At 54.6% G+C, this 21,875-nt stretch carries 19 protein-coding genes and 1 riboswitch; of the genes, 8 read left to right on the top strand and 11 right to left on the bottom strand.

Annotated elements, in window-relative coordinates:
• The first annotated feature begins 85 nt into the window (after window positions 1-85).
• A complete protein-coding gene (gene phnX, locus ACR0JX_RS14995) occupies window positions 86-871 on the top strand; it encodes a phosphonoacetaldehyde hydrolase (protein WP_480544587.1) in 786 nt (261 codons plus the stop codon).
• Between the two features lie 28 nt (window positions 872-899).
• Here phnX and ACR0JX_RS14990 read toward each other — a convergent pair whose 3' ends face one another.
• Window positions 900-2,063 carry an iron-containing alcohol dehydrogenase gene (locus tag ACR0JX_RS14990; protein WP_480544586.1) on the bottom strand — a complete coding sequence of 388 codons (1,164 nt, stop codon included), beginning with the start codon at window positions 2,061-2,063 and terminating at the stop codon, window positions 900-902.
• Window positions 2,064-2,581: 518 nt separating this feature from the next.
• On the opposite strand from ACR0JX_RS14990, the gene ACR0JX_RS14985 reads away from it, so the two are divergent.
• The 3 genes from ACR0JX_RS14985 to ACR0JX_RS14975 are packed head-to-tail and all read left to right on the top strand — an operon-like array spanning window position 2,582 to window position 6,082.
• A complete protein-coding gene (locus tag ACR0JX_RS14985) occupies window positions 2,582-3,733 on the top strand; it encodes an amidohydrolase (RefSeq protein ID WP_480544585.1) in 1,152 nt (383 codons plus the stop codon).
• Window positions 3,730-4,923 carry a diaminopropionate ammonia-lyase gene (locus ACR0JX_RS14980; RefSeq protein WP_480544584.1) on the top strand — a complete coding sequence of 398 codons (1,194 nt, stop codon included), beginning with the start codon at window positions 3,730-3,732 and terminating at the stop codon, window positions 4,921-4,923. Before ACR0JX_RS14985 ends, ACR0JX_RS14980 begins: the two co-directional genes overlap by 4 nt.
• On the top strand, window positions 4,913-6,082 hold the full coding sequence (locus ACR0JX_RS14975) for a M24 family metallopeptidase (protein ID WP_480544583.1): 1,170 nt from the start codon (window positions 4,913-4,915) through the stop codon (window positions 6,080-6,082). Before ACR0JX_RS14980 ends, ACR0JX_RS14975 begins: the two co-directional genes overlap by 11 nt.
• A gap of 55 nt (window positions 6,083-6,137) precedes the next feature.
• Here the strand turns inward: ACR0JX_RS14975 and ACR0JX_RS14970 are convergent, their stop codons facing one another.
• A complete protein-coding gene (locus ACR0JX_RS14970; RefSeq protein WP_353009789.1) occupies window positions 6,138-6,587 on the bottom strand; it encodes an Lrp/AsnC family transcriptional regulator in 450 nt (149 codons plus the stop codon).
• A 361-nt stretch (window positions 6,588-6,948) separates the two neighbouring features.
• Between ACR0JX_RS14970 and ACR0JX_RS14965 the strand changes: the two genes are divergently transcribed.
• A complete protein-coding gene (locus ACR0JX_RS14965) occupies window positions 6,949-8,091 on the top strand; it encodes a M24 family metallopeptidase (protein WP_480544582.1) in 1,143 nt (380 codons plus the stop codon).
• A complete protein-coding gene (locus ACR0JX_RS14960) occupies window positions 8,091-8,885 on the top strand; it encodes a maleate cis-trans isomerase family protein (RefSeq protein ID WP_480544581.1) in 795 nt (264 codons plus the stop codon). The genes ACR0JX_RS14965 and ACR0JX_RS14960 overlap by 1 nt, the downstream gene beginning before the upstream one ends.
• 19 nt (window positions 8,886-8,904) lie before the next feature.
• Here ACR0JX_RS14960 and ACR0JX_RS14955 read toward each other — a convergent pair whose 3' ends face one another.
• From ACR0JX_RS14955 to speB, 3 genes are all read right to left on the bottom strand, one after another.
• Entirely contained in the window at window positions 8,905-9,216 is a 312-nt protein-coding gene (locus ACR0JX_RS14955) for a hypothetical protein (RefSeq protein ID WP_480544580.1), read from the bottom strand.
• An 18-nt stretch (window positions 9,217-9,234) separates the two neighbouring features.
• Window positions 9,235-10,653, bottom strand: a complete 1,419-nt coding sequence (locus ACR0JX_RS14950; protein ID WP_480544579.1) for a tyrosinase family protein — start codon at window positions 10,651-10,653, stop codon at window positions 9,235-9,237.
• 111 nt (window positions 10,654-10,764) lie between these two features.
• The gene (speB, locus tag ACR0JX_RS14945; RefSeq protein ID WP_480544774.1) at window positions 10,765-11,727 is read right to left on the bottom strand and encodes an agmatinase; all 963 of its coding nucleotides are present in this window, start codon (window positions 11,725-11,727) and stop codon (window positions 10,765-10,767) included.
• A gap of 170 nt (window positions 11,728-11,897) precedes the next feature.
• Window positions 11,898-12,103: riboswitch (cobalamin riboswitch) on the top strand.
• Between the two features lie 127 nt (window positions 12,104-12,230).
• Here speB and ACR0JX_RS14940 point away from each other — a divergent pair.
• Both ACR0JX_RS14940 and ACR0JX_RS14935 read left to right on the top strand, forming a co-directional pair.
• Window positions 12,231-12,542 (top strand): hypothetical protein, encoded by a 312-nt coding sequence (locus ACR0JX_RS14940; protein ID WP_170535406.1) that lies wholly within the window; start codon window positions 12,231-12,233, stop codon window positions 12,540-12,542.
• A 190-nt stretch (window positions 12,543-12,732) separates the two neighbouring features.
• Window positions 12,733-13,353 (top strand): HD domain-containing protein, encoded by a 621-nt coding sequence (locus tag ACR0JX_RS14935; RefSeq protein WP_480544578.1) that lies wholly within the window; start codon window positions 12,733-12,735, stop codon window positions 13,351-13,353.
• 192 nt (window positions 13,354-13,545) lie between these two features.
• Here ACR0JX_RS14935 and ACR0JX_RS14930 read toward each other — a convergent pair whose 3' ends face one another.
• The 6 genes from ACR0JX_RS14930 to ACR0JX_RS14905 form a co-directional block, all read right to left on the bottom strand.
• Complete coding sequence (locus ACR0JX_RS14930) at window positions 13,546-14,364, bottom strand: PP2C family protein-serine/threonine phosphatase (RefSeq protein ID WP_480544577.1); 819 nt, start codon at window positions 14,362-14,364, stop codon at window positions 13,546-13,548.
• An 80-nt stretch (window positions 14,365-14,444) separates the two neighbouring features.
• Window positions 14,445-16,286 (bottom strand): serine/threonine protein kinase, encoded by a 1,842-nt coding sequence (locus ACR0JX_RS14925; protein ID WP_480544576.1) that lies wholly within the window; start codon window positions 16,284-16,286, stop codon window positions 14,445-14,447.
• Window positions 16,287-16,387: 101 nt separating this feature from the next.
• Window positions 16,388-18,034 carry a phosphate ABC transporter substrate-binding/OmpA family protein gene (locus tag ACR0JX_RS14920; RefSeq protein WP_480544575.1) on the bottom strand — a complete coding sequence of 549 codons (1,647 nt, stop codon included), beginning with the start codon at window positions 18,032-18,034 and terminating at the stop codon, window positions 16,388-16,390.
• Window positions 18,035-18,113: 79 nt separating this feature from the next.
• On the bottom strand, window positions 18,114-19,730 hold the full coding sequence (locus tag ACR0JX_RS14915; protein ID WP_480544574.1) for a phosphate ABC transporter substrate-binding/OmpA family protein: 1,617 nt from the start codon (window positions 19,728-19,730) through the stop codon (window positions 18,114-18,116).
• Window positions 19,731-19,871: 141 nt separating this feature from the next.
• On the bottom strand, window positions 19,872-20,765 hold the full coding sequence (locus tag ACR0JX_RS14910) for a type IV pili methyl-accepting chemotaxis transducer N-terminal domain-containing protein (RefSeq protein ID WP_480544573.1): 894 nt from the start codon (window positions 20,763-20,765) through the stop codon (window positions 19,872-19,874).
• A gap of 255 nt (window positions 20,766-21,020) precedes the next feature.
• Complete coding sequence (locus ACR0JX_RS14905) at window positions 21,021-21,842, bottom strand: FHA domain-containing protein (protein WP_480544572.1); 822 nt, start codon at window positions 21,840-21,842, stop codon at window positions 21,021-21,023.
• Window positions 21,843-21,875 lie beyond the last annotated feature (33 nt).

The raw sequence follows: 21,875 nt of genomic DNA, 5'->3' as shown, positions 1-21,875 counted from the left end.
CCAGCCGTCACACCCCATTCAAACAGTGCAACTATAGTCGTTCTATGCCACAAAATCGCCAACGCCTCGAACACAAGGATTTCCAATGAACACCTTCAAAGCAGTTGTTTTTGATTGGGCAGGGACCATGGTCGATTTTGGCTCCTTCGCGCCCATGGGTGTCTTTGTCAAAGCATTCGCTCAATTCGGTATCGAGGCAACAATTGAACAGGCCCGCGCACCAATGGGCGCTCCGAAATGGGATCACATTCGTCAGATGATGGACATGCCCGACATCGCTGCTCAGTGGGAAAGTCAATATGGTGCGGCGCCTTCTGATACTGATGTCGACAGAGTTTATGAGGTTTTTGTGCCCATGAATGAAAAGGTCGCTGCCGATTACGCTGATCTTGTACCGGGTGGCAAAACTGCAATTGATGAGCTACGTGCCATGGGCCTGAAGATCGGCTCGACCACAGGCTATACCCGCTCCATCATGGAGCACGTGCTCCCTGTTGCGGCACGTCAGGGGTACTCACCCGACAATCTGGTGTGTTCAGACGACTTACCCGAAGGTCGCCCTGGGCCTCTGGGCATGTACAAATGCATGGTTGATCTGGTGGCCTACCCACCTTCGGCGATCATCAAAGTTGACGATACCGAACCGGGCATCAAGGAAGGCGTTGCAGCCGGTTGTGTCACAGTCGGAGTATCCCTTTCGGGCAATGCCGTCGGCAAAACACCGGAAGAGTTGAATGCGCTATCCGATACAGAAGTAGATCACCTTCGCGTGCAGGCTACCAAGATCCTCACAGACGCCGGGGCCAACTATGTCATCGACACAGTTGCTGATTTGCCAGCATTGGTCAGGCAGCTAAGCAGTTCCGCTTAGCATCAAGTCAATCGGTGCGACATCAGTGTCATGCGTTCATTACTGTTTTACGCAGCATCAGTGAGGCCATCTGATCCAGATCATCGTCGTTGACCGAACAGGCCGCGTTTTGGGCCATACCAATATTGGCAGAGTTCCGCATTTCGATCGCCAAGGCCTCCACTGTCACGCTGGCGCATTCTGCTGGCAGATCTGGCGATATCTGGCACTTGCGCATCAGGTTCGACAAAGACTCTGGCAAAGCCTCGGCGCTTTCTGCTGCCCCCATCGCCTTCGCTGCGCGCGCATAGTTTTCAGCACCTTCAGGGCGTGCAACCAGCCACGGCAGGCTGGCCTCTAACGCCAGACCCGTCGCCAGCCCATGATGGATACGCACTAAAGACCCCAGAGCGTGGCTGATATTGTGGCCCATATGCGTGTTGCAGTTGTGCAGCGCAAGACCCGCAACCATACTGGCCCAAAGAACACGTCCGCGTGCCTCGAGGTCGGTGCCGTCCGCCACGGCCCGCGGCAAGGCATCGGTTAGAATACGAAGCGCTTCCAAACCGTAAAGCTGACCTGCCGGGCTGGTGTTGCGCGCTGTTGTACCCTCTAGGGCATGCGCAACAGCATCTATGCCGGTCCAAGCTGTGAGGGTCGCCGGCAAGCTAAGCGTCAGTTCAGGATCCAGCACCGCCTGTGCGAACATAAGTTCTTCGCCCCAGAACCAAGTCTTGCTGCCATCTGCTTGCGAGATTACGGACGTTCTGGTCATCTCTGAACCGGTACCGGCAGTGGTCGGGATCGCTATTGCCGGGATGCCACCTGCGGGCAACGGCTGAGCCGCCAGCGCAAATTCGGCAGCGGCTCGACCGGACCGGGCTATCGCAGCCACCAGCTTGGCCGCATCCATCGCCGCACCGCCGCCGAGACCAACAACCACACCGGCATCAATCTCGCGTGCAAGCGCACTCAGACTATCCACCAACGCTTCTTTTGGCTCACCGGACACATCGGCTGCCAAGTCAAAGGCAATGCCTTCGGCAGACAACCCTTTGGTCAACTTTTCGGTGGCCCCGATTTCAGCAAGAAAGGCGTCACATACAATCAGCACCGGACCGCCACCTAACTCGCTGACGATTTTTGGTACTTTCGCAATCCTGCCCGCACCGAAAGTTGCCTGAGGAACCCGGCCTACGTTGAATGGTGGCATATGCATCTCCTGCCGTCTGTGTTTCCAACAGAGTGTAACGACGCACCTTCATCTGGGTAGAAAGAAACGACACAGATGTCCCTGAACCGACAAATTTTTTACTCAACCAGTGTAAATGCGCATCGGAGCCTGAATGCCCGGGCCAGACCTCTGCAAAACCACGGCGGTATCTCGCTGTTTTGAAGTCATCGATGGACATGTAGACGGGCTTGAGCATCAAATTCTTGCCCTTAAACACCTCACCATCCTCCAACCGAGAACACGCAACTTGCCTGCCGAGATCAATGGCTTCGTCGCAGACAAGCGCAGTAAGCAACCCAACGAGTGTGCACTTTTGGAAACGGCTCGATATCAAAAATCCGATTCGCCACCCCACCGCTGGCGCAACTTGCGCTACTCTCGGGAAAGCCTCATGATTTGCGAGGTTTGTGACAATTTTAATCACACATTGTCGAATGATCGACGCCAAGAAATCATCGCCCAGGCTATCGTCTCAGCAGCGGTCCACAGGAGTCATTTTGAACGTGCATCTACAGAATCTCATCAAACTCAGACAAGCATTCCATCGGGACCCAGAGCTTGGTTTTGATGAACACCGTACTAAGGCGGTCGTTGCTGCTCGTTTGCGCGAGTTGGGGCTCGAAGTACACGAAGGTGTCGGGGTCGTCGGAATTCTAAAGGCCGGAACCGGAAACCGCGCCATCGGGTTGCGGGCCGATATGGATGCCCTCCCAATCGCAGAACAAAGCACTCATGACTATGTATCCGCCAATCCCGGCGTCATGCATGCCTGTGGTCACGATGGCCATATGGCGATGCTGTTGGGGGCCGCAGAAATGCTGGTCAGTGACAAGGATTTCAACGGCACGGTCGTGTTCATCTTCCAACCAAACGAAGAACACGGGTTGGGGGCGAAAGCGATGATTGAGGAAGGGCTGCTGGAGCGGTTCCCGATTCAAGAGGTCTACGCCATCCACAATCTGCCCGGTGCCCCTGTGGGGCAGGTTTCGACCCGTCCGGGTCAAATTTGCGCCTCAGAAAGCCTGTTCGAAATTCAGATCACTGGCAGAGGCGGTCATGCGTCGATGCCGCAGATGGGGGTGGATGCGATCACAGTGGGTGCTGAAATGGTGCTGGCCCTCCAGACCATCGTCTCGCGCAAACTGGCCCCCAGTGCGTGCGCCGTGGTGTCGGTGACCGAGTTCACAACCGATGGGCAAAGAAACGTCCTGCCGGGGAACGCGGTTTTGAAAGGCGATGTTCGGGCACGGCTGCCCGAGGATCGTCAGGCCGTCGAACATTTCATGCGCCAGATCGTCGATGGTGTGGCCGCCACACACGGCGTGACGGCGACGATGCAATTCAACACGGAATTCATCGAAACGATTAACGCACCCGAACCCGTCAATGCGGTTCTGCGCGCCGCGCAGGCTGCCGGGCTTGAAGCCGATGGTCAGCGCCCACCGATGAGCTTTTCGGAAGATTTCGCCCATTTCTCTGCCGCTGTGCCGGGCTGCTTTCTGTTGCTTGGCAATGGTACCGAGGGTGCGCATGGCCAACCGCTGCATGCTGCGGATTATGACTTTAACGACGCGCTTCTGCCAATCGGCGCAGCCTTCTGGGCCGCGCTGGTGCGGGATCGCCTACCTGCCAAAGAGGACAAATCGTGACCGACCTTCTTCCAAAAGCCCATCTGGGCCATGTCGCTGTGACCCGCAAAACCGGTGATGCATCAGACAGAGTCCTTACCGCAGCAGATTTCGCCACAGCCCAATCCGAGATCATGGCCTGGGACAGCTATGCGCCCACACCCCTTGTGTCCCTGAAAACCCTGGCCAAGCAGATCGGTGTTGGCGAGGTTTTGTACAAGCATGAGGGCCCGCGCTTTGGCGTTGGTAGCTTCAAGGCCCTTGGCGGGGCCTATGCGGCCCTGCGTGTGCTGCAGCGCGAGATTTCAAAGCGCCTTGGCACCGAGGTTAGCTTATCGGATATCCGTCGGGGCAAATACAGCGATGAAGTAGCCAAAATCACGCTGGTTTCGGCCACCGATGGCAATCACGGACGCTCGCTTGCCTGGGGGTGTCAGCGCTTTGGTGCGCCCTGCCGCATCTATATTCACGCCGAGGTCAGCGAAGGCCGTGCCGAAGCGATGCGCGATTTGGGAGCGGACGTGATCCGGATCGCGGGCGATTATGATGAATCGGTCGTTCTGGCGAAATCCGAGGCCCACGAGAACGGGTGGTTTGTGGTCTCCGACACCTCGTGGCCCGGCTATTCCCTACCGCCGCGCGATGTCATGACGGGCTACGGGGTGATGACTCGCGAAATCTGCGAGGCATTGGCTCAGGCACCGACCCATGTTTTCTTGCAGGGCGGTGTTGGCGGGCTTGCCGCAGGTGTCGCTGCTGCGTTGCGCCAGTATTGGAGCGTGGAATCCCCGCGCGTGATTATCGTTGAACCAGAACTGGCGGCCTGTCTGTTCGAAAGCGCGAAAGCGGGTGCCGCCACCTCTGTCGCGATCGCTGAAGAGACGATCATGGCCGGTCTGTCTTGCGGCGAACCTTCGCCTCTGGCGTGGGAGATCCTCGCCGAGGAAGCCACCGATTTCCTGACGATCCCGGAAAGCGTCGTTGCACCGGCTGTACGGCTGTTGGCGCGGCCGTTGCCCGGAGACACAGCGCTTGAAGCAGGTGAGAGCGCAGTTGCCGGTCTGGCGGCTTTGATCATGGCGCGCACGGATGACGATGTTTCGGCGCAGTTGGGTCTGGACGGCGAGTCTCGCGTGTTGCTGATCGGGTCCGAAGGTGTGACAGATCCGGCTATTTTCCAGATGATCATGGAGGGCCGCGATGCAGCCTAGCGCCCCCGAACGCGGCTTCCCCGAAGCAGAATTCGCGGCGCGCACCGCAAAAGCCCAGGACCGAATGATCCAAGACGGCCTTGCCGGTCTTCTTTTGATGACGGAACCCGAAGTCGCCTATTTTACCGGCTTCCAGACATTGTTTTGGCAAAGCCCAACGCGCCCCTGGTTTCTATTCGTCCCCGCTGCGGGCAAACCTATCGCGATCATCCCCGAGATTGGGGCAGAGCTGATGCGTCAAACCTGGCTGGATGATATCCGCACATGGAGCGCACCCTGCCCCGAAGATGATGGCATCAGCCTGCTAACCGATCTTCTTGCGCCGCTGGCAAAAGCTGGTGACAGGATCGGTGTCCTGAAAGGGCATGAGACGCAGCTGCGCATGCCTCTTGGGGATTGGGAGCGGCTGGTTGCCGCCCTGCCCGGCTTGCACATCGCCGACGCAACCCGCCTGATGCAACATCTGCGCATGGTGAAATCCGAGGCTGAGATCGAAAAACTCGCCCATATTTGCGCCATCGGCTCAGCCACCTTTGCACGGGTGCCCGAACTCGTGTCCGAGGGCATGCCGCTGGAAGATGTATTCCGCGCCTTTCGCCGTGAAGCGCTGGCACAAGGCGCAGATAACGCGCCCTATCTCGTGGGGGCAGCCGCACCTGGCGGATATGCAGATGTCATCTCGCCCCCGTCGCGCCGCCCGCTTCAGGCAGGTGATGTGATGATGCTGGATACCGGCTGTGTCTGGGATGGGTATTTCTGCGATTTTGACCGCAACTGGGCCATCGGTCACGCCGATGATGCGACCCGCCAGGCCTATGATACACTCTGGCGCGCGACCGAAGCCGGGTTGGAGGCCGCCATACCCGGAAACACCTGCAAAGATCTGTTCCGGGCCATGTCAGAGGTGATCGCTGAAATCGACCCCTCGGGCGGCGATGTTGGTCGCCTGGGACATGGGTTGGGACTGCAACTGACCGAACAACCCTCGCACGCGGCCTTCGATGAAACAGTTCTTGAAGACGGCATGGTGCTGACGCTTGAGCCGTCGCTGTCTTACGGGTCCGGCTTGATGATGGTGCATGAAGAAAACATCGTTATCCGCAAACACGGCGCAGAGCTTTTGACCACCCGCGCACCCCAGAGCCTAATCGTGATCTAAAGATTTGCTATCAACGCGCTTCCCGACTTCAATGTCTGGGGGCGCAATCGCGCCGTCACAGGATATCAAGCGATACTTTTACACGGTCCATAACAATGGAAGAGGTGAACCCGTTCACATTGGAATCGTCAAAGAAATATTCCTGCGTAAACGCCTCATATTCCTTAATGTCCGCTACAACGACGATCACAACAAAATCAGCCTCACCTGTCGTATAGTAGCATTGCTGGACCGCCGGGCTGTTTCGCATCAACCGCTTGAAGTTATCCAGATGCAAACGGCTTTCCCGAACCAATTTAACTTCGACGATAACCGTCAGTTCCCGCCCAAGCTTGGGCGGCGAGAGAACCGCAATCTCTTTCTCGATTACGCCCGTTTCGCGTAGCTTTTTTAAACGTTTCTGAACCGCCGGGGTCGACAAACCGATTTCCAAACCCAAGGATTCGGCGGTTTGACGTGCGTTTTTCTGCACCAGCGCGAGCAGCTCTAAGTCTTTGTCATCCATACGATCACAATGCTCTTACTTGGCGCCACTAGCAACGCGAAACCTCACCTAACGAATAGTGTTCGACGTCAAACCTCGCCATCATTGTCTAAGATGACGACAGAATGTTTCTTGAATAAATGCTCAATCCAGCGCACCACGGAAGCCATGTTGGCAGAAACAAACCCAAAAAATGCAGTTACGTCTTTGCATCTGAGGGACGGTTTTGTCCTGAACGGTAAGCGTATTTCCATCTCCCCCAACCATGATGAATTCATATCAAAGGTTGCTTTGCGAATTGTATGCTGGCTCATGAGACATGCACGTCGCCGAACCATCTGTGGAACGATGCCAAAAAACCAAACACGCAAGGAAGCCATATATGTTTGACGAAAGGCTGTCCCGGTTTCAAACCAAACTGGCCAAGGCGGGAATCGACATCGCGCTGATCACCGATGACGACAATGTCTACTACCTGACTGGATATTATGACTATCTGCATATGGAGTTTGGCCGTCCAACCATATTGGCAGTTCCAAAAGATGGTCCTTCGCTACTGATCACACCGACGATTGATCTGAATGCGGCCAGGTATTCTGCGCGTGTGGACCGGATCGCAGCCTGGAATGATGGGATGGGCGAAGAATGGCGCGCGGAACTGCCCAACGCAGTCAAAAGCGCCACCAAGGTTGGGATTGAACCGGACCATATGCCGCCCATTGTACGCGCATACGTGGATGAGCTTGTCGGAACAGACCGATTGGCCAGTGCGACCCCGATCCTGACCGATATGCGAATGATCAAATCACCTTACGAGCTGCAACTGGCCCGTCACGCGGGTGAGGTCGCTTCGACCATGGTGGCGGCGGGTCGTGCAGCCATTGGGGATGGGGTGCCCGAATATGAGGTTGCGATTGCCACCTCGCAAGCAGGAACCCGCAAAGCAGCAGAACTTTTGGCGGCGCATTATGAAGACAGCGACATGTCACCCAACATGCATTTCCTGCAGATTTTGGCCTCAGGCGATCAACTGACCAAGACCCATCATCGCGCGACCAACCGCATCATGCGGCATGGCGAGCCGGTGTTTATGTGTTTCTGCGGGTTGACCAATTTTCATCGCTTCAAGGTCGGATTTGACCGCATGTTCTGGATCGGCGATCCCGACCCAAAGCAGGTCGCAATCTACGAGGTCGCCGTCGCCAGCCAACAGGCTGCGCTGGATGCGCTCAAACCCGGTGTGTCCGCAGAAAGTGTGCATGCCACCTATGCCGAAGTCATTCAGGACGCCGGGTTTGAATATCCGTTTCGCTGCGGCCGGGCTACAGGATTCAGCTTTCTTGAGGCACCGCAGCTGGTAACCGGGGACAAAACCGTCATTCAGCCTGGTATGGTCTTTGCCGTCGATGGCGCGGTTGCGACCGATGACTTTCGCGCACAGGTTGGCGACACATTCATCGTTACTGAAACCGGCTGGGAACAGGTTACACATCACCCCAAGGCAATTGAGGAGGTCATCGTCTGATGTTTAAGACCGGAGATATTGTGCACTCGATACCTCGCACGCCGCTTATGGGAGGCGGTATCGCTAATCGTGGCAGCTTGGGCTTCATTTTGATGTCGACCGATCTTGCCAGCGAGGCGGATTTAAATGCGATGGCCCCTGAAGGTGTGGGCATTCATATCACCCGCCTGAAGACTGACGACTATACAACAAATGAAACTCTGGCCCGCCACATCGATCACATGGCCGACGCCGCTTCGCGCCTACAGCCCGATGTGAAACCATCCGTTATCAGCTACAGCTGCACGTCGGGGTCGATTGTTTGCCGCGAAGAGAACGTCTTTCGAGAAATCCGCAAAGGCGCGCCATATGCGCAACCGATGTGTATTGTCACTGGCGTCATGGACGCCCTGCGTGAGGTTGGTGCCAAACAGATCGTCGTTGGCACACCTTATCTGGATGACGTCAACACCGCCGAGGCCGAATATCTATTGGCCGCAGGGTTCGATGTTCTGGACATTCAAGGCCTGTGTCTTGCAACCGGTATTGAGTTCGGCAAGGTCGAGCCATCCTATTGGAAAGAATTCGCCCTAGAGATCGACCGGCCCGAAGCCGATGCAATCTTCTTGTCCTGTGGGGGTATCAGATCATTGGAAGTGGTGGATGAGATTGAACAGGCAGCAGGCAAACCGGTCATCACATCGAACCAGGCGCAATTCTGGTCCTGTCTACGCCGCGCAGGAATTATGGATAAGCTTGAAGGATTCGGACAAATCTTCGAACACCCTGGTAGGCATCTAAGCAAAACTGGCTAAGTTCTTCAAATTCCAAACACTACTCGACCTCAGATACATCGAGATTCAGCTCTTTGAAGCCGCTTCCTTCTTCAATACGAACTTGAACGCGATCCCCAACTGAAAGCTTCAGATCATCGGTATCCGGAGGCAGCCGAAACAACAGCATTGCGCGTTCCTGCGCCGTCGATCCGACCCCTCTGCCATACAAAGTTGCGCTGCCGATCTGCCGCTCATTCTCGTTTGCATCAATATGCCAGGCCTGAAGAAAACCACCCGCTTCTGGGACACGGCGCAGCCAGATCCTTAGAACCCTGTCTTTGACAGCTTTATCCGTAAGTCTAACGTCCAAGGATCCAGCCCCACCCGTTTAGTTTTTGGCATAGGTACGCAAGGAACACTGATCGTAAACCAGCGCCTCGGGCGCGACGGCCTCACCTTTGTCATCCAACGTAACAAGGTAAATCTTAAGGTCTTTTACAGTCTTTTTTCGGCCAATGAAGCGCCGCAAGCCGCGCGTGATGTCCAGCCGATACCGCGTATGTTCATATCTGAGCGGATGCTTGTATCTTTGGTCATAATCGTCGCGGACGGCCAAGGCCGGGTTACAATGACCCGGCGCACCCGGGCAGGTGCCGTGACCAAAAAAGACAAGGCGCCCTGCATAGCTTTTGTCTTTGTACCCTGTCGAAGCATCGCAACTGGCGTTGTCGACATAGGCGCGCAGCTCAAAGCTTTCGGTCGGCGGGCGCATGCGATGGAATTCAAGTTCCGCCCTGACAAACCCGGCTTTCACCGTGCCCAGCCGAACCTCGGTCACATTGCTGGCCGCCGCTGACAAAGTGGCCACTGGCGCGCTGTCTGCGGTGCCCAAAGCACCAATCGCGGCTTCAACGGAATCCTCGGAATAGATGTATCGAAGTGAGGTTTCCGCATCGATCAGATCGCGGCCCACCCGACCATCATATACAACTGTGTCCAGAACATGCTGTGGAACATTGGCCGCTGGCCACAACGCCTGCCAATCTGCCCAAACCTTGTCGCACATCGCATGATGCAGCCAGAAAACGGGATCGTAAGACGCGGACACTGTGCTGCCCATATCTCCAATCGAGCGGTGCAATGGCGACGATGCATCCGTGCCACCCGTTAAAACGTGGATACCGCCATGAGCCGCAAAGTTGAAGTCGGCCTGGAAGGCTTCAAAGTTTGGATTGGTCAGGTAACGCTCAACCTCATCCTCCAGCAACGGGATATTGCTGCGCAGGCGCGTTGTGTATCTGCGTGTAAAGACCTCGTCGCCGGTCAAACCCAGCGCAATGCTACGATAGATGCTGTGTGCGCGGGCAAGCGGGTTTGGAACATCATCCCCGGCACTGTTTGTGTAGGTCGCATCATCCACCACTTTGGGCAGCCCGTTCGAGGCATGTGTCGCCGTGGCAAACTGGGTCCAATCCCAATAGGGAAGCGTAAGTTCTAGTTCGTCATCCCCGCGCTTCCACTGCAGCGCGCTGTTGAGCGCTTTTTCGAAGGAATAAACGTAGGACCGGTGCCAGGTCAGAAACGTGCGGTCATCGTCATGGCAAAGGTCTTGATCATAACCATGCCCACGCGCCAGAGCGAAATATCCGCGCCGATCACCCATCGCGATGTCCGAGATTTCGTACATCGCAGCATAGGCGTCGCGCAGGTCCTGAATATCCTCCTCGCGCAATCTGATCAGGTCGAAACGGATCAGCGGCAACCCGGCTTGTTTTCTTAGAAAGTTCAGTTTGGCAATCGTTGTCATCTAAAAATCCCCCTTAAGGAGTGCTTCAATGCGCCCAGTATAGCATAAAACCATCGCCGATGGCGGTGGCACGCTCAAACGCTCGGCACAACTAGATGACGATTGGCAGATCTAACGCTGCTCTTTTTCATGCAGCACGCGCCCAATGATGTTCATTAGCAACTGGGCCGCCAGGATTTGGGTGGAGCTGGTGGCGTCATAATCCGGTGCGACTTCAACAAGATCGAGTCCGACAATGTCGCCCCGCTTGGCCAGACCTGCCATGAGCTCTAGCACTTCGTAGTAAATGAATCCGCCGTGGCTTGGTGTACCTGTACCTGGGGCGATGGATGGGTCGAAGGCATCAATGTCTATAGTCACATAATACCGCGCGCCTTCTGGAATGCGGGCCAGCATCCCATCGACCCCCATTTTGCGGAATTGCCGGACAGATTGGATGTCTGATCCCATGGCGCGGGCATCCGCATAGCCATCCTTAGCGGTGGACGACACATTGCGAATGCCGATCTGACTGAGGCCGGTGACATAGGGTTTTTCGGCGGCACGGCGCATTGGGTTTCCGTGGCCATAGCGCACCCCATGCCGTTCATCGACAAAATCCAGGTGCGCGTCGATTTGCACCACATGAATTAGTTCTTGATCATCAAAGGCATTGATGCAGGGGATATTGATCGAATGATCGCCGCCCAAGACGACCGGTAGCGCCCCCGCCTCCAGTATTTTGCGCACCCCAAACTCGATATTTGCATGGCTTTTCATTGTGTCGGTATGCACGATGTCTGCATCGCCGATATCAACAATGGTTACTTTGGCCGGATCCAGATAGGTGACATCATCTTCGTGGTCATAAGCGCCAGCATGGCCGAATGAGAACAGCGTCGACGCCTCACGGATCGCGCGTGGCCCCATCCGCGCCCCGGACCGCCATTGACAGCCAAAATCAAACGGGGCGCCAAGAACCGCAACGTCGGCGTCAATCGCGTCCCAATCCTCGACATAGGGATACTTGCCAAAGGTACAGATACCAACGAAAGGCAGGTTCAATCGGCCGGACTCGTAGCCATGGTTCGACATATGAGGGTTCTTTCTGTTCAGATCTTCAACATTTGCGAACATTAAGGCACCCGAATGCCACGCCCTGTAAAGCCTTTTGCATGGATTGAACTCACTGCCATTTCAGCTTTGGCGGACATTTTCGGCGTTGTCAGATTGCGCCAAACCCAGTGGACATAGTGAATCGCGTATGAGACAGTGAAAGCGATGGTGTCCGGCTCGGTTCGAGTCGGCTGAAAAGGGAACACGGTGCGGGTTCATACCCAATTCCGTGACTGCCCCCGCAACTGTAAGCGGCGAGCGACCCCGTTGGAAACCACTGAGCCCTAGGGTTCGGGAAGGAACGGGAAAGCGTTGACCCGCAAGTCAGGAGACCTGCCATCTACGGTGTGTGATGCCATGCGCCGCAGTCAACTTGAACCCGGGCGGGGTGCCTTGGGAACGGCAGAGACGACCGAAGGACCAAGCGTCCCCGGCACATCACCGTGACCAGCCACACTCCTCCCTTTTGCGCGGAGGGCGCGATGTTATTGGAACGGACGATTATTCAACTCGATACAGGCCCCATGCCTGCGGATGAAGCACGTCAGATGGGACAGCTTGGCTATATGCAATGGATCGCGGGTGTTCCTGGCAATGCCTGCTATGAAGTAGCTGCGAGGCATGCTTACGAAACAGCTGCACCATTTAAAGATCACTCACCTGCCGTTGCAGCGTTCTGCGACTTGCTTTTGACTTCGCTGGAACAGCCGTTCAGACCTTTGCCACTTGCCATGCCAAAACGTGAAAGGCGCGGGGGTGCACAAGCCCGCCGATCTTTTCGCATGCCGCTGTGACATAGAACAGGCTGCGGGATCATCGCACATCTTTAGGCTCTTAAACGCAATCGAATACCCACCTCCGGCGACTACAAATTTTACCGGCACAACAGGTTTCATTTGCCGAGTCCGGTGTTTGCGTGGATAGTCCAGAATTGCATGCTTGCTTGCGCCCGCTGACCCACACGTAAACGCCAAAGGACATGCTATGGACCAGGTGAAATTCACGCAGATGAAGGACGGGGACAAAGAGGATTACACCTTCCTCGATACTCTGGAGCGTGAGTACTGCAAAGGAACGGCAGATCGTTTGCTGGAAGCGATGGAGCGGCTCGACAAAAGCCTGTCCGGCTATCAAGTCACACGTCTTGGCCATTCGGTGCAGTCAGCAACCCGCGCCTGGTTTGACGGGGCAGACATAGACTGGATCGTTGGCGCCTTGCTGCATGATATCGGTGACATCTATGCGCCGCATAATCACGATGAATATGCGGCCTCAATCCTCAAACCCTTCCTGCGCGAACAGGTCACGTGGTGCGTGCACACCCATGGGGATTTTCAGCTTGTTTACTTCGGACAGCACGTAGGCGCGAACCCCGAAAAACGCCAAGCTCATCGTGATAGCATCTATTTCGATGACTGTGCCGAGTTCTGCGAACGTTGGGATCAATCGAGCTTTGACCCCGCTTATCCCAGCAAACCACTGTCTTTCTTTGCAGATATGGTGCGTGAGGTGTTTGATCGCACACCCTATGATCCGGCTGTTGTTCAACCTGGCGTCCGGGTTCCGCTCACCGATGACGCCGTTGCTGAAATGCGATGGGCGTAGGATGTATTCGATCTAGTCAAATCACGGCCTGCTTTGTTCAAACATGCGGAGTTGGTAGAGGTGATTTGATACTCGTTGAGCACAAAAGCGGGCCAATCAGCACTACAAGAATCGCAGAATTCAGTTGTGACAAGCCAGTTTGTAATAAATACAGACGCCCCGCGACATCAGTTCGACGCCAGCTATCAACGCCTAAGAACAAACCTTTGCAACAGAGAAAGCTATGTTGTCCTGATCTGGATCATCAAGGCCAATCAAGGCTCTGATCAACTTATCCGCAATAGCGTCGCAACTCACTTCATGATTGCGCGTAACAACCTCTTGAATGTCCTTGTCTTCTAGAAACTGAAGCCCATCCGAAGCTGCAATGAGAACATCATCTGGCAGAAGCTTAAACGGGTCTGAAGGGCAATCGATCTTCGCGATGTCGCCACCATGTATGACAGACGTAAGCATGTTTCTATCGGGGTGATTTCGGGCCAAATCGGGATCCAACATGCCAAGTTTCGCCATCATATCGATTTGAGGCGCCATTGAATGATCCTCGTTCAGCTGTATTAGCTCGCCAGACCGCCAGAGATAGAGTGGCGAGTCCCCGACGGAAAACCAAAACGCGCGATCTTCGATGCAGATCAGTATGAGAAGAGTCGCTCCCATTCCCTTTACATTCAGATCGTTGCGGCTGGCTTCGAAAATCTGCTTGTTCGCGCGCTCGGCACTGTCATGCAAGAATGCGACGACTTCCGAATTTGATGAGTCTTTGTTCAGCCCGGCGGCCAACCAACCTTTCATCACCTCACAAACGATCAGGTTAGAGGCAACATCCCCTGCCGCGTGGCCACCCATACCATCTGCCAGAACCACGAACCCTAACTCAGATCCGATCGGCTTTTCAGAAAGAATGGCATCTTCCTGATATTCACGAGCACCCTGGTTAAGCACGGTTGAAATATCGAAGACTTCACGCTGGCGTTCCTCCGCCTGTTGAAATCTGGGCTCGTGAACTTGCATCAGAGATCTTTCAGAATGAGACACTTGAATTTCCTTCAAGGCAATGTAGGCGGCTCTTAACTATAAAAGCCGCCAAAGCATTAATGCGTAAGTGGCAGATCCACCGATTGAAGTTCACCATTCCGCGCGATGGTCAACAACGCAAGCTCTGCACCTGTATTGCTAAGCTCTTCGAACAACTGAGTAATACCGTTCTCACCCTCGACGGAAATTTGCGAAGCGGTTTCTGATACGACAATATCGCCCACGCGAACTGATTTGGCCGAAGCCGGAGCGCGCAATACCTTACTGATCCATTTCCCATTGCCGTTGGTGACCGTAATGAACTGAACTCCATTTGTGAGCTCAACCACCTTACCCGTTTGAAGGGTCAGGTTCTTTTCAGAAACCGGGCTATCTTCTTCGGTTCTGACCCGCATATCCACGAGAATCTCGCCACTTTCGGGATTAGCCTCACGTGATTGGATTGCGCGCATGATCGAGTTGTCATCCACCACCAAATGACCATTTACGGAATAGATGATCGTGCCGGATTTCAACCAATCCGTTGTCGCCTGATCAAGGTCAGATCGCACCAGCGATACCATCGAGAACCTGCCCTGCGGCTGCGATGTTGTAACGGTTGCAAACGGTAGATCCACAGCGGGACCAGTCCACGCTATCCAGTTTGAATCTGTCGTCGCTGGTTCCGAAGCAACACTCTCCACCGCTGGCTCTGCGACTACAGGCCGGGGTTCCGGTTCCGATTCCTGCACCGTCGCGCCGCTGCTTTCAGGCTCTTCATCGGTGGCTGGTTGCGGAGCCGCCTGCTGGGTAGCAGCAATCGCGACCACATCCTTATCCACTTCACCACCCTGGCTGAAATAGTACCCTGCTCCACCGATTACTCCGGCGACGATCAGCGCGATCATCAGCATAGAGTTTGAGCGTTTGCGCGGCGCTTTGCTGTTGACCGCGACCTTATCGTTGAAGTCGACCGCAGCGACCGGTTCGGGCTTCGCTTCGATCGGCATCCTTTCTTCAATCGCATCCTGCCATTCCTGAACAGATTGGAACCTGTCTTCAGGCGGGATACTCAGGGCACGATCAATCGCTCGCAAGAAACTGACAGGATAACCCTCGACCGCACCCTCAAGTGGCTCGTAGCAATCTTTGCCATTCTGAGCCAAAGCCGCCAACCGGGTCTGGCTGTCCTGCGGGGCAGCCCCTTTGATCACATGGTAAAACGTAGCCGCCAGCGCATAAAGATCGCTGGATTGATCCTGTTCCGCGCCTTGCAGATAAAACTCTTGCGGCGAATACCCTTCCTTTACGACCCTCAGCATCGACATTGCGCGGTCAGATTTGGCGGCGCTCTCACGGGCGGCACCGAAATCAATAATCATCGGTTCGCCGTCTTGGTTGATCAGGATGTTATCTGGCGAGATGTCCCGGTGCAGCATGCCTTCGCTATGAATAAAACCGACGGCTTCCAGCGTGGTGCGTAACAGCTGTTCAACCTCTTCGGGCGGTATCGTCTTACGTTCTTCGATCGTGTCCAGAAGATCTTTGCCCTCGATGAAGTCGATCGCCATATAGGCGGTCTCATTGTCTCTGAACACCTGGTGGACACCGGCAATGTTGGGATGCACAAGTTTTGACTGATTGCGCGCTTCTTTTTCAAAGGATTTCACCAGCGCTTCGTACGAGGATGTATGCGACTGGGACCGCGGGCGAACCGCGGTCTGGCTGCGACGGCAGATCGCCTCGGGGAAGCATTCCTTGATTACGATCGTGCGCTCAAGGCTGTCCTTGGCAAGGTAGGTGATGCCAAAGCCACCGCTGTTGAGAAACCGCATGATCGTGTATTGACCGGACAGCAATTTGGTACCCGGAGCAAGCTCGTCCGGGAACTGATCGTTTGTGTGGGCTGATTGTACCATAAGAAACACTTACCTTGCTGTAGCCGGATGCAGACGCGCCCGTGCTTTTTTTGCGACCGAAGCTTGAGGGAAACTGACCTCAGAAACCGCAGTTCTTTTCATTATCCACCCCATGCGCGTATCTCCGCATCAGGGCTGCTCACTTCACTCCAGACTTCGACACGGCGGTTCTTTGCGCGACCCACTGGGTTGGTATTGCATGCAACAGGGGCCATTTCCCCATAACCGCGTACTTCGATCACTGTGTTAACGGGACCGTTGGCTTCCATGCTTGATGAAAGCTCCCTCAGGACCTGATTGGCGCGGGCCAGCGAGAGCTGACGGTTCTTTCCGTAGCTGCCGCCAGCATCCGCAAATCCCGCCAAGACGATTTTGTGGGGTTCGACATCGCGGATGTATTCGGCAATCCGTTCGATATCCCGTTTCGCCTTGTTGTCCAGAAACGAAGATCCAGGCGAGAAGCGGAATGTTGTCGACAGACGTGTGGTTGTCAGCTTGTCACTCACATACGAGCGGAGTTCGGACGCATTGGCCGAGACTGTCATCTCGGCAACGTCTGATTTTAGTCTGGCAAACTTCTCGTCTTCACTCTGAGCGATAACCGAAAGGCTGGTGATACCGGATTTGGACACAAACCCATCTATTCTTGGGCTGTCCAGAAATTCGACCAATGCCGTACCCACACCCGAAAGATCGCTGCCGTTGTAGACGGTCACCCGGTTCTGCAGCCCATATTCTTCGGTCTTCATTGAAAACTGGTTGGGCTGATGAATGATTCCGCATTCACTGCGCAACGGCACCGGGCGTGAGTCACGAATATTCGAAAACCGCATGACGGCGAAGCCATATGGGTCAGTTTCAATCGCTCGGGAAAGCTCTCGGTTCGAGTTTACGATGTTGCTATCGGTCAGAAAATCGCGTTCGAAGGGCGAAAGGATAAGCCCATCGACCCTGTGAAACGCTTCTGAATTTTGTGGTAACGTGTAGACGTTGATCTTGTGATCGGGCCCACCAAACTGAGTCCAATTTACAATCTCACCCGACAGAATTTGCGATATCTGCTCGATTGTCAGGGACAACAGATCGTTCTCAGGATTGACAGTAGCCGTATAGCCATCAACCGCCAGAACATGTTCCTGCTGAAATGAGGTCAGCTCGCCCAGACCACTTTTTCTGGCCTGCGTATAGTTTTGAGGCGAGACCGGTTCTTCGCTAACGATCAGATCGCTTTCGCGCGTCATCAAGGATTCAAAGAGGTTCTGACCCGAAGCCTCTTTCACAAGAATGCTATGAACTGGGCTGGCCTCTTCATCCATGATCAGAATGTCGAAAGCCTCAGATCCGATCGCGCCAGAGACTGTATCGTCTTGCCCAAACGCATGTTGTTCACCCAGGGGAACACCTTGCAGATCAAAAACATCCGAGAAGAGTTCCTGTTCTGCGGCAAACCCTTCGGCAAGCAACGGAAGAAGGATGTCTGCCAAACCGGCGCCACCAGCCACAACGAGGTCGGTATCTGTTGGCAGGCTTGCTGGGCAAGCCGCGCCGATGCAATGAAACTCTGCTGTGTTTAGTGAAAGAACCCCGACATTCGATCGTACGATGAACTTGCCGGGTTGGATCGTAACCAGCTCGCCAGTCACTGACCTAGAGCCGTCTTTCGCGGTCAACGTTACTTCCTGCGCAAGCCCCGAAGACGCGATGCAACCAAAGGCTATTGCTGCAGCATATTTTGACCAACTTTTCATACTCGCCTCGAACCCTGAAGAAACTACACCTGTGACGCGCAAGCCGCGACGTGATTGCCGCGGCTTGCTTTTTCTCACCTTAACCGGCGATCCATACTTCGACGCGACGGTTGATCGCGCGGCCACGTGGGCTGTCATTGCAGGCGACAGGCTCAAGTTCGCCATAACCAGCTGCCTTCAGGGTGATCCCTTCCAGTTCGCCACCAGTGGCAACCTCGACCAGATGGTCCAACGCAGCCTGAGCACGTTCCTGTGAAATCAGCAGGTTCGAGTCGAATGGGCCCTTGTTGTCAGTGAACCCGACGATCACAACTTCGCTCGGCTTGGTTTCGGCCAGATAGTTCACCATACGCATCAGGTCGCGTTCAGCTTTGTTGTCGAAACGCTTCGATCCCGGAGCAAAACGGAACGTTGTCGACAGGCGCGCGTGGGTGTTCATGTTTTTCAGCAGGTCTTCGACAAGCTCTGCCTCATACTCATTCTCACCCTCTTCCAGCTCGGCGACCAGACGTTCTGCGGCGCGCTCCTGGCTGTCCGAAGTGATCGACAGGTCGATATAGCCCGCTTTAGCGACAAGGCCGTCCAGGCTGCCATCATCCAGGAAATCAACCAGTTCGCGGGCATAGCCGTCGATATCCGAGCGGTTATAGGCCACGACACGTTCCTGCAGATAGTATTCCTCGGTCTTCAGGTTGAAGAGGCTTGGGTCCTGAACAATCCCGCAGGTTGTGCGCAGCGGAACTGCCCGTGCATCGCGCTTGGAGGCGTAGTTGACGATACCGAAGCCGGCCACATCTTCCATGATCGCGGTGGTCAATTCCGTGCGGTCGTGCACAATGCTCGACTCGTTCGTCAGTGTCTTATCGGACTTCTTGAACAGAAGCTTTTCGATGTGATGATACGCTTCGGTATCAGGGTCGAACGAGTAGACATGGATGGGTGCATCCGAACCGCCAACTTCAGACCAGTTCACGATATCACCGGACATGATGTCACGAGCCTGCTTGACGCTCAGATCGGGGATCTGGTTCAGCGGGTTCACAATCATTGCAAAACCGTCCACCGCGATAACACGCTCCTGATCAAAGTCGCGCAGATTGCCGCCACTGCTTTCAGACACAATCGAGCGATCAGCCTTACGTGCAGAGGTTTCGCTAAAGATGATCGAGGCATCTTTCTTGGCAAGACGCTCGAACAGGCGTGCACCATTGGCTGTATGGATGCCGAATGTGGCAACATCATCGCCTTCCAGATCGGTCAGCAGCAATGCAAAATCATGCTCCTCGCCGTATTTGTGGTCGCCCACATCAACGGTCTCGGTATCGACCGGCTCTCCGTTCTCGTCATAAAGCTGGGCCTCTGCTTCCAGAGCGGCAGCGGCATATCCTTCTGCGATGATCGGAACCAGAACCTCTGCGATCTCATCGGGGGCGGAAATTTCAAGGTCGTAGACATAGGTCTGCTCGGTCGGGCAAGCCTCACCTTCGCAGGTCACCAAGTCCTGATTGATCACAAACTCGCCGATATCCGTTTCGACCAGATACTTCCCGTCTTTTGACGACAGAAGATTGCCGATCACGTCGATATTGCTGTCCTTCCCGACCAGGCGAACCTCTTGTGCAAATGACGCGGTGGTGACAGCGCCTGAGATGATCGATGCGGCAACACAAAGCCGCGTGAATGGTGAATTTAACATTTTAACTCCTCGAGTTAGCACTCATTTAGTATTTTTCTGATGCATGTTTTGGGCATCAAAGTAGTCGCAATTTGGTTTTGCTACGAGTTCCGTTCAGGTGCTGTAGTTTGGGGCCAAATCACGTGAGACATGGGTTAGCGTTCAGGAATCCAGCTTGATGGCCTCTTCATAGAGAAGCGCGGCCTTTTCGGACTCAAGCTCAAGCACATCCATCTCGGCACAGAAGTGAGCTACGTCATCGACGTTTGGCACGTCTACGCTGTCAAGTTGCTCGACAACCGGCTGCAGTTTTGCCCAATGGGTCTGAACTTCGGTCAAGGCCTCAAGCGCCGCGTTGCTTGGCGGTTTGGCCATCGTGATCGAACTGCTTCCACCTTCAATCAGAACGTCGACAATCTTGCCGAACTTCTTGGCGTTCTTCTTGAATTTCTTGTGGTGCTCTTCGGTGTCCTGACCTGCTGCTGCCAGCGCGATTTCCTTGCAGATCTTCTGTGTCAGCATTCTCTGACGTCCTGCAAAGTCCAGAGCCAATGCCAGTGCCAGATCGATATCCACGTCGCCATAGGCCTCTTCCAGCTTACGAACGACTTCGTGGCAGGTTTTTTCCAGAACCTCATCATTGCCGACAATTAGGTGCAGATGCTCATCATCCACCTTTCCTGCCTCGATAATCTCTTCGATCGCCTTGCGGTAAGGCATCCAAAGCTTTTCGACCTCTTTCAGCGCGTTGTTCACGGAAACAAACCGCTCACGGTCAACGCCCGAAGATCCCTTGCCCTCGCGAAAGCCCAGCAGAATGTCGTCAAACTCGTCATGGGCTTCTTGCAGTTCAGCCAGATCCTTTTCGACTTCGGCACCCAGGCTAAGCAGCACAACTGCCTTCGCAACCTTCTCGGTCAAGAAACTCAGCTTGTCTGCGGCCAGTATGCGATGCGCAACCTGCCCTGCAGCCATCGCCAGCGCACGACCGCCGACCGGCACCATAGCGACACAGGCCGCCAGCGATGCACTATTCACAAATACTCGTCGGTTCATTCTCATATTGATCAACCTTACCCTTGCTCACTTTGTACCCACCGATTGTGTTAACAATGATGAGAAATTGAGCTGCATTGTGGTTGGCCCAAGAAAAGTTTGTGTTGATTTCTTGACTTACCTTAAGATCGAACTAAGCATTGAAATCATTCAATATTTCTTGCTATCGCTGTCAATTTGATACGCAAAAAGAAGAAGAGCACTCCACATTTATGCGAAGCGCTCTGCTTTAAGGAGAGTTTACTTTAGATCAACTCAATCTTCTTGCCAGTCGAACTCATCATCGCAAAATGCGGTAAAGCGCATTGTGGTGTCACTGATGCGAATATCGTCACCACTCGACAATGGAACCGTGCTAAGCACAGGCCCCGAATTTAGGCGAACCAAATTCGCTTTACCCCCATGACCCAAATAGCACTTTCGGGCTTCTGGGTCATAAGCGATCACTGCATGATTACTGCGAGAGATACCGTTGTCGCCAAAATCGAGTTGGATGGCTTGATCGTCATTCCGACCGATCTGCATCAATCCACCCGTGAGCATCACACTTGTTCCGCGACCGGGGCCTTTGGTCACAACCAACCAACCGACCGGATAGGCTTTGTGTTGTTGGGAATTGTTTTTCACAGGCTCCGCGGTTTTTAGAATATCTTCGATCGGATCCGCCTGGTTCCCAAAGCCCAGGAAAGTTGTTTTGACGCGCCGGCCGCGTTTAGCATTCGAAGCATCAGCTTCAGGGGCTTCGTCGTTTTCTCCGGGTCCCGGATAAGGATCGGGCATCGGAGCCGGTTCAACTAGCTGAGGCGCTGGGACATCGAGAGCATTTTCCACATTGGGCGTATTCAGCGCCTCCAATCTTTCCGCAAACGCCAGAGATGCAATCGCATCCGATCCGGCCAACTGAATTTCGGATTGAAGGGCCGCTTCCGCCTCGGGCGTTTCAGGTTCTGTAGGTTCAGTCGTCAATTCTGAATCTTCGGCAACGATGACACCACTATCGACCGTTTCGTCTTCAGCGACGCTGGGCATATTGGTTCCATCAAGAATACGGCTGAGCGGGCTTTTGTATTTGAACATCTGTTTCACCATCTAACTTTTCACAACTTTTGA

It is taken from the genome of Ruegeria sp. AH7, assembly GCF_056541325.1.
The sequence above is the reverse complement of the archived record's forward strand: the minus strand, read 5'-3'. Positions and strand labels throughout refer to the sequence as shown.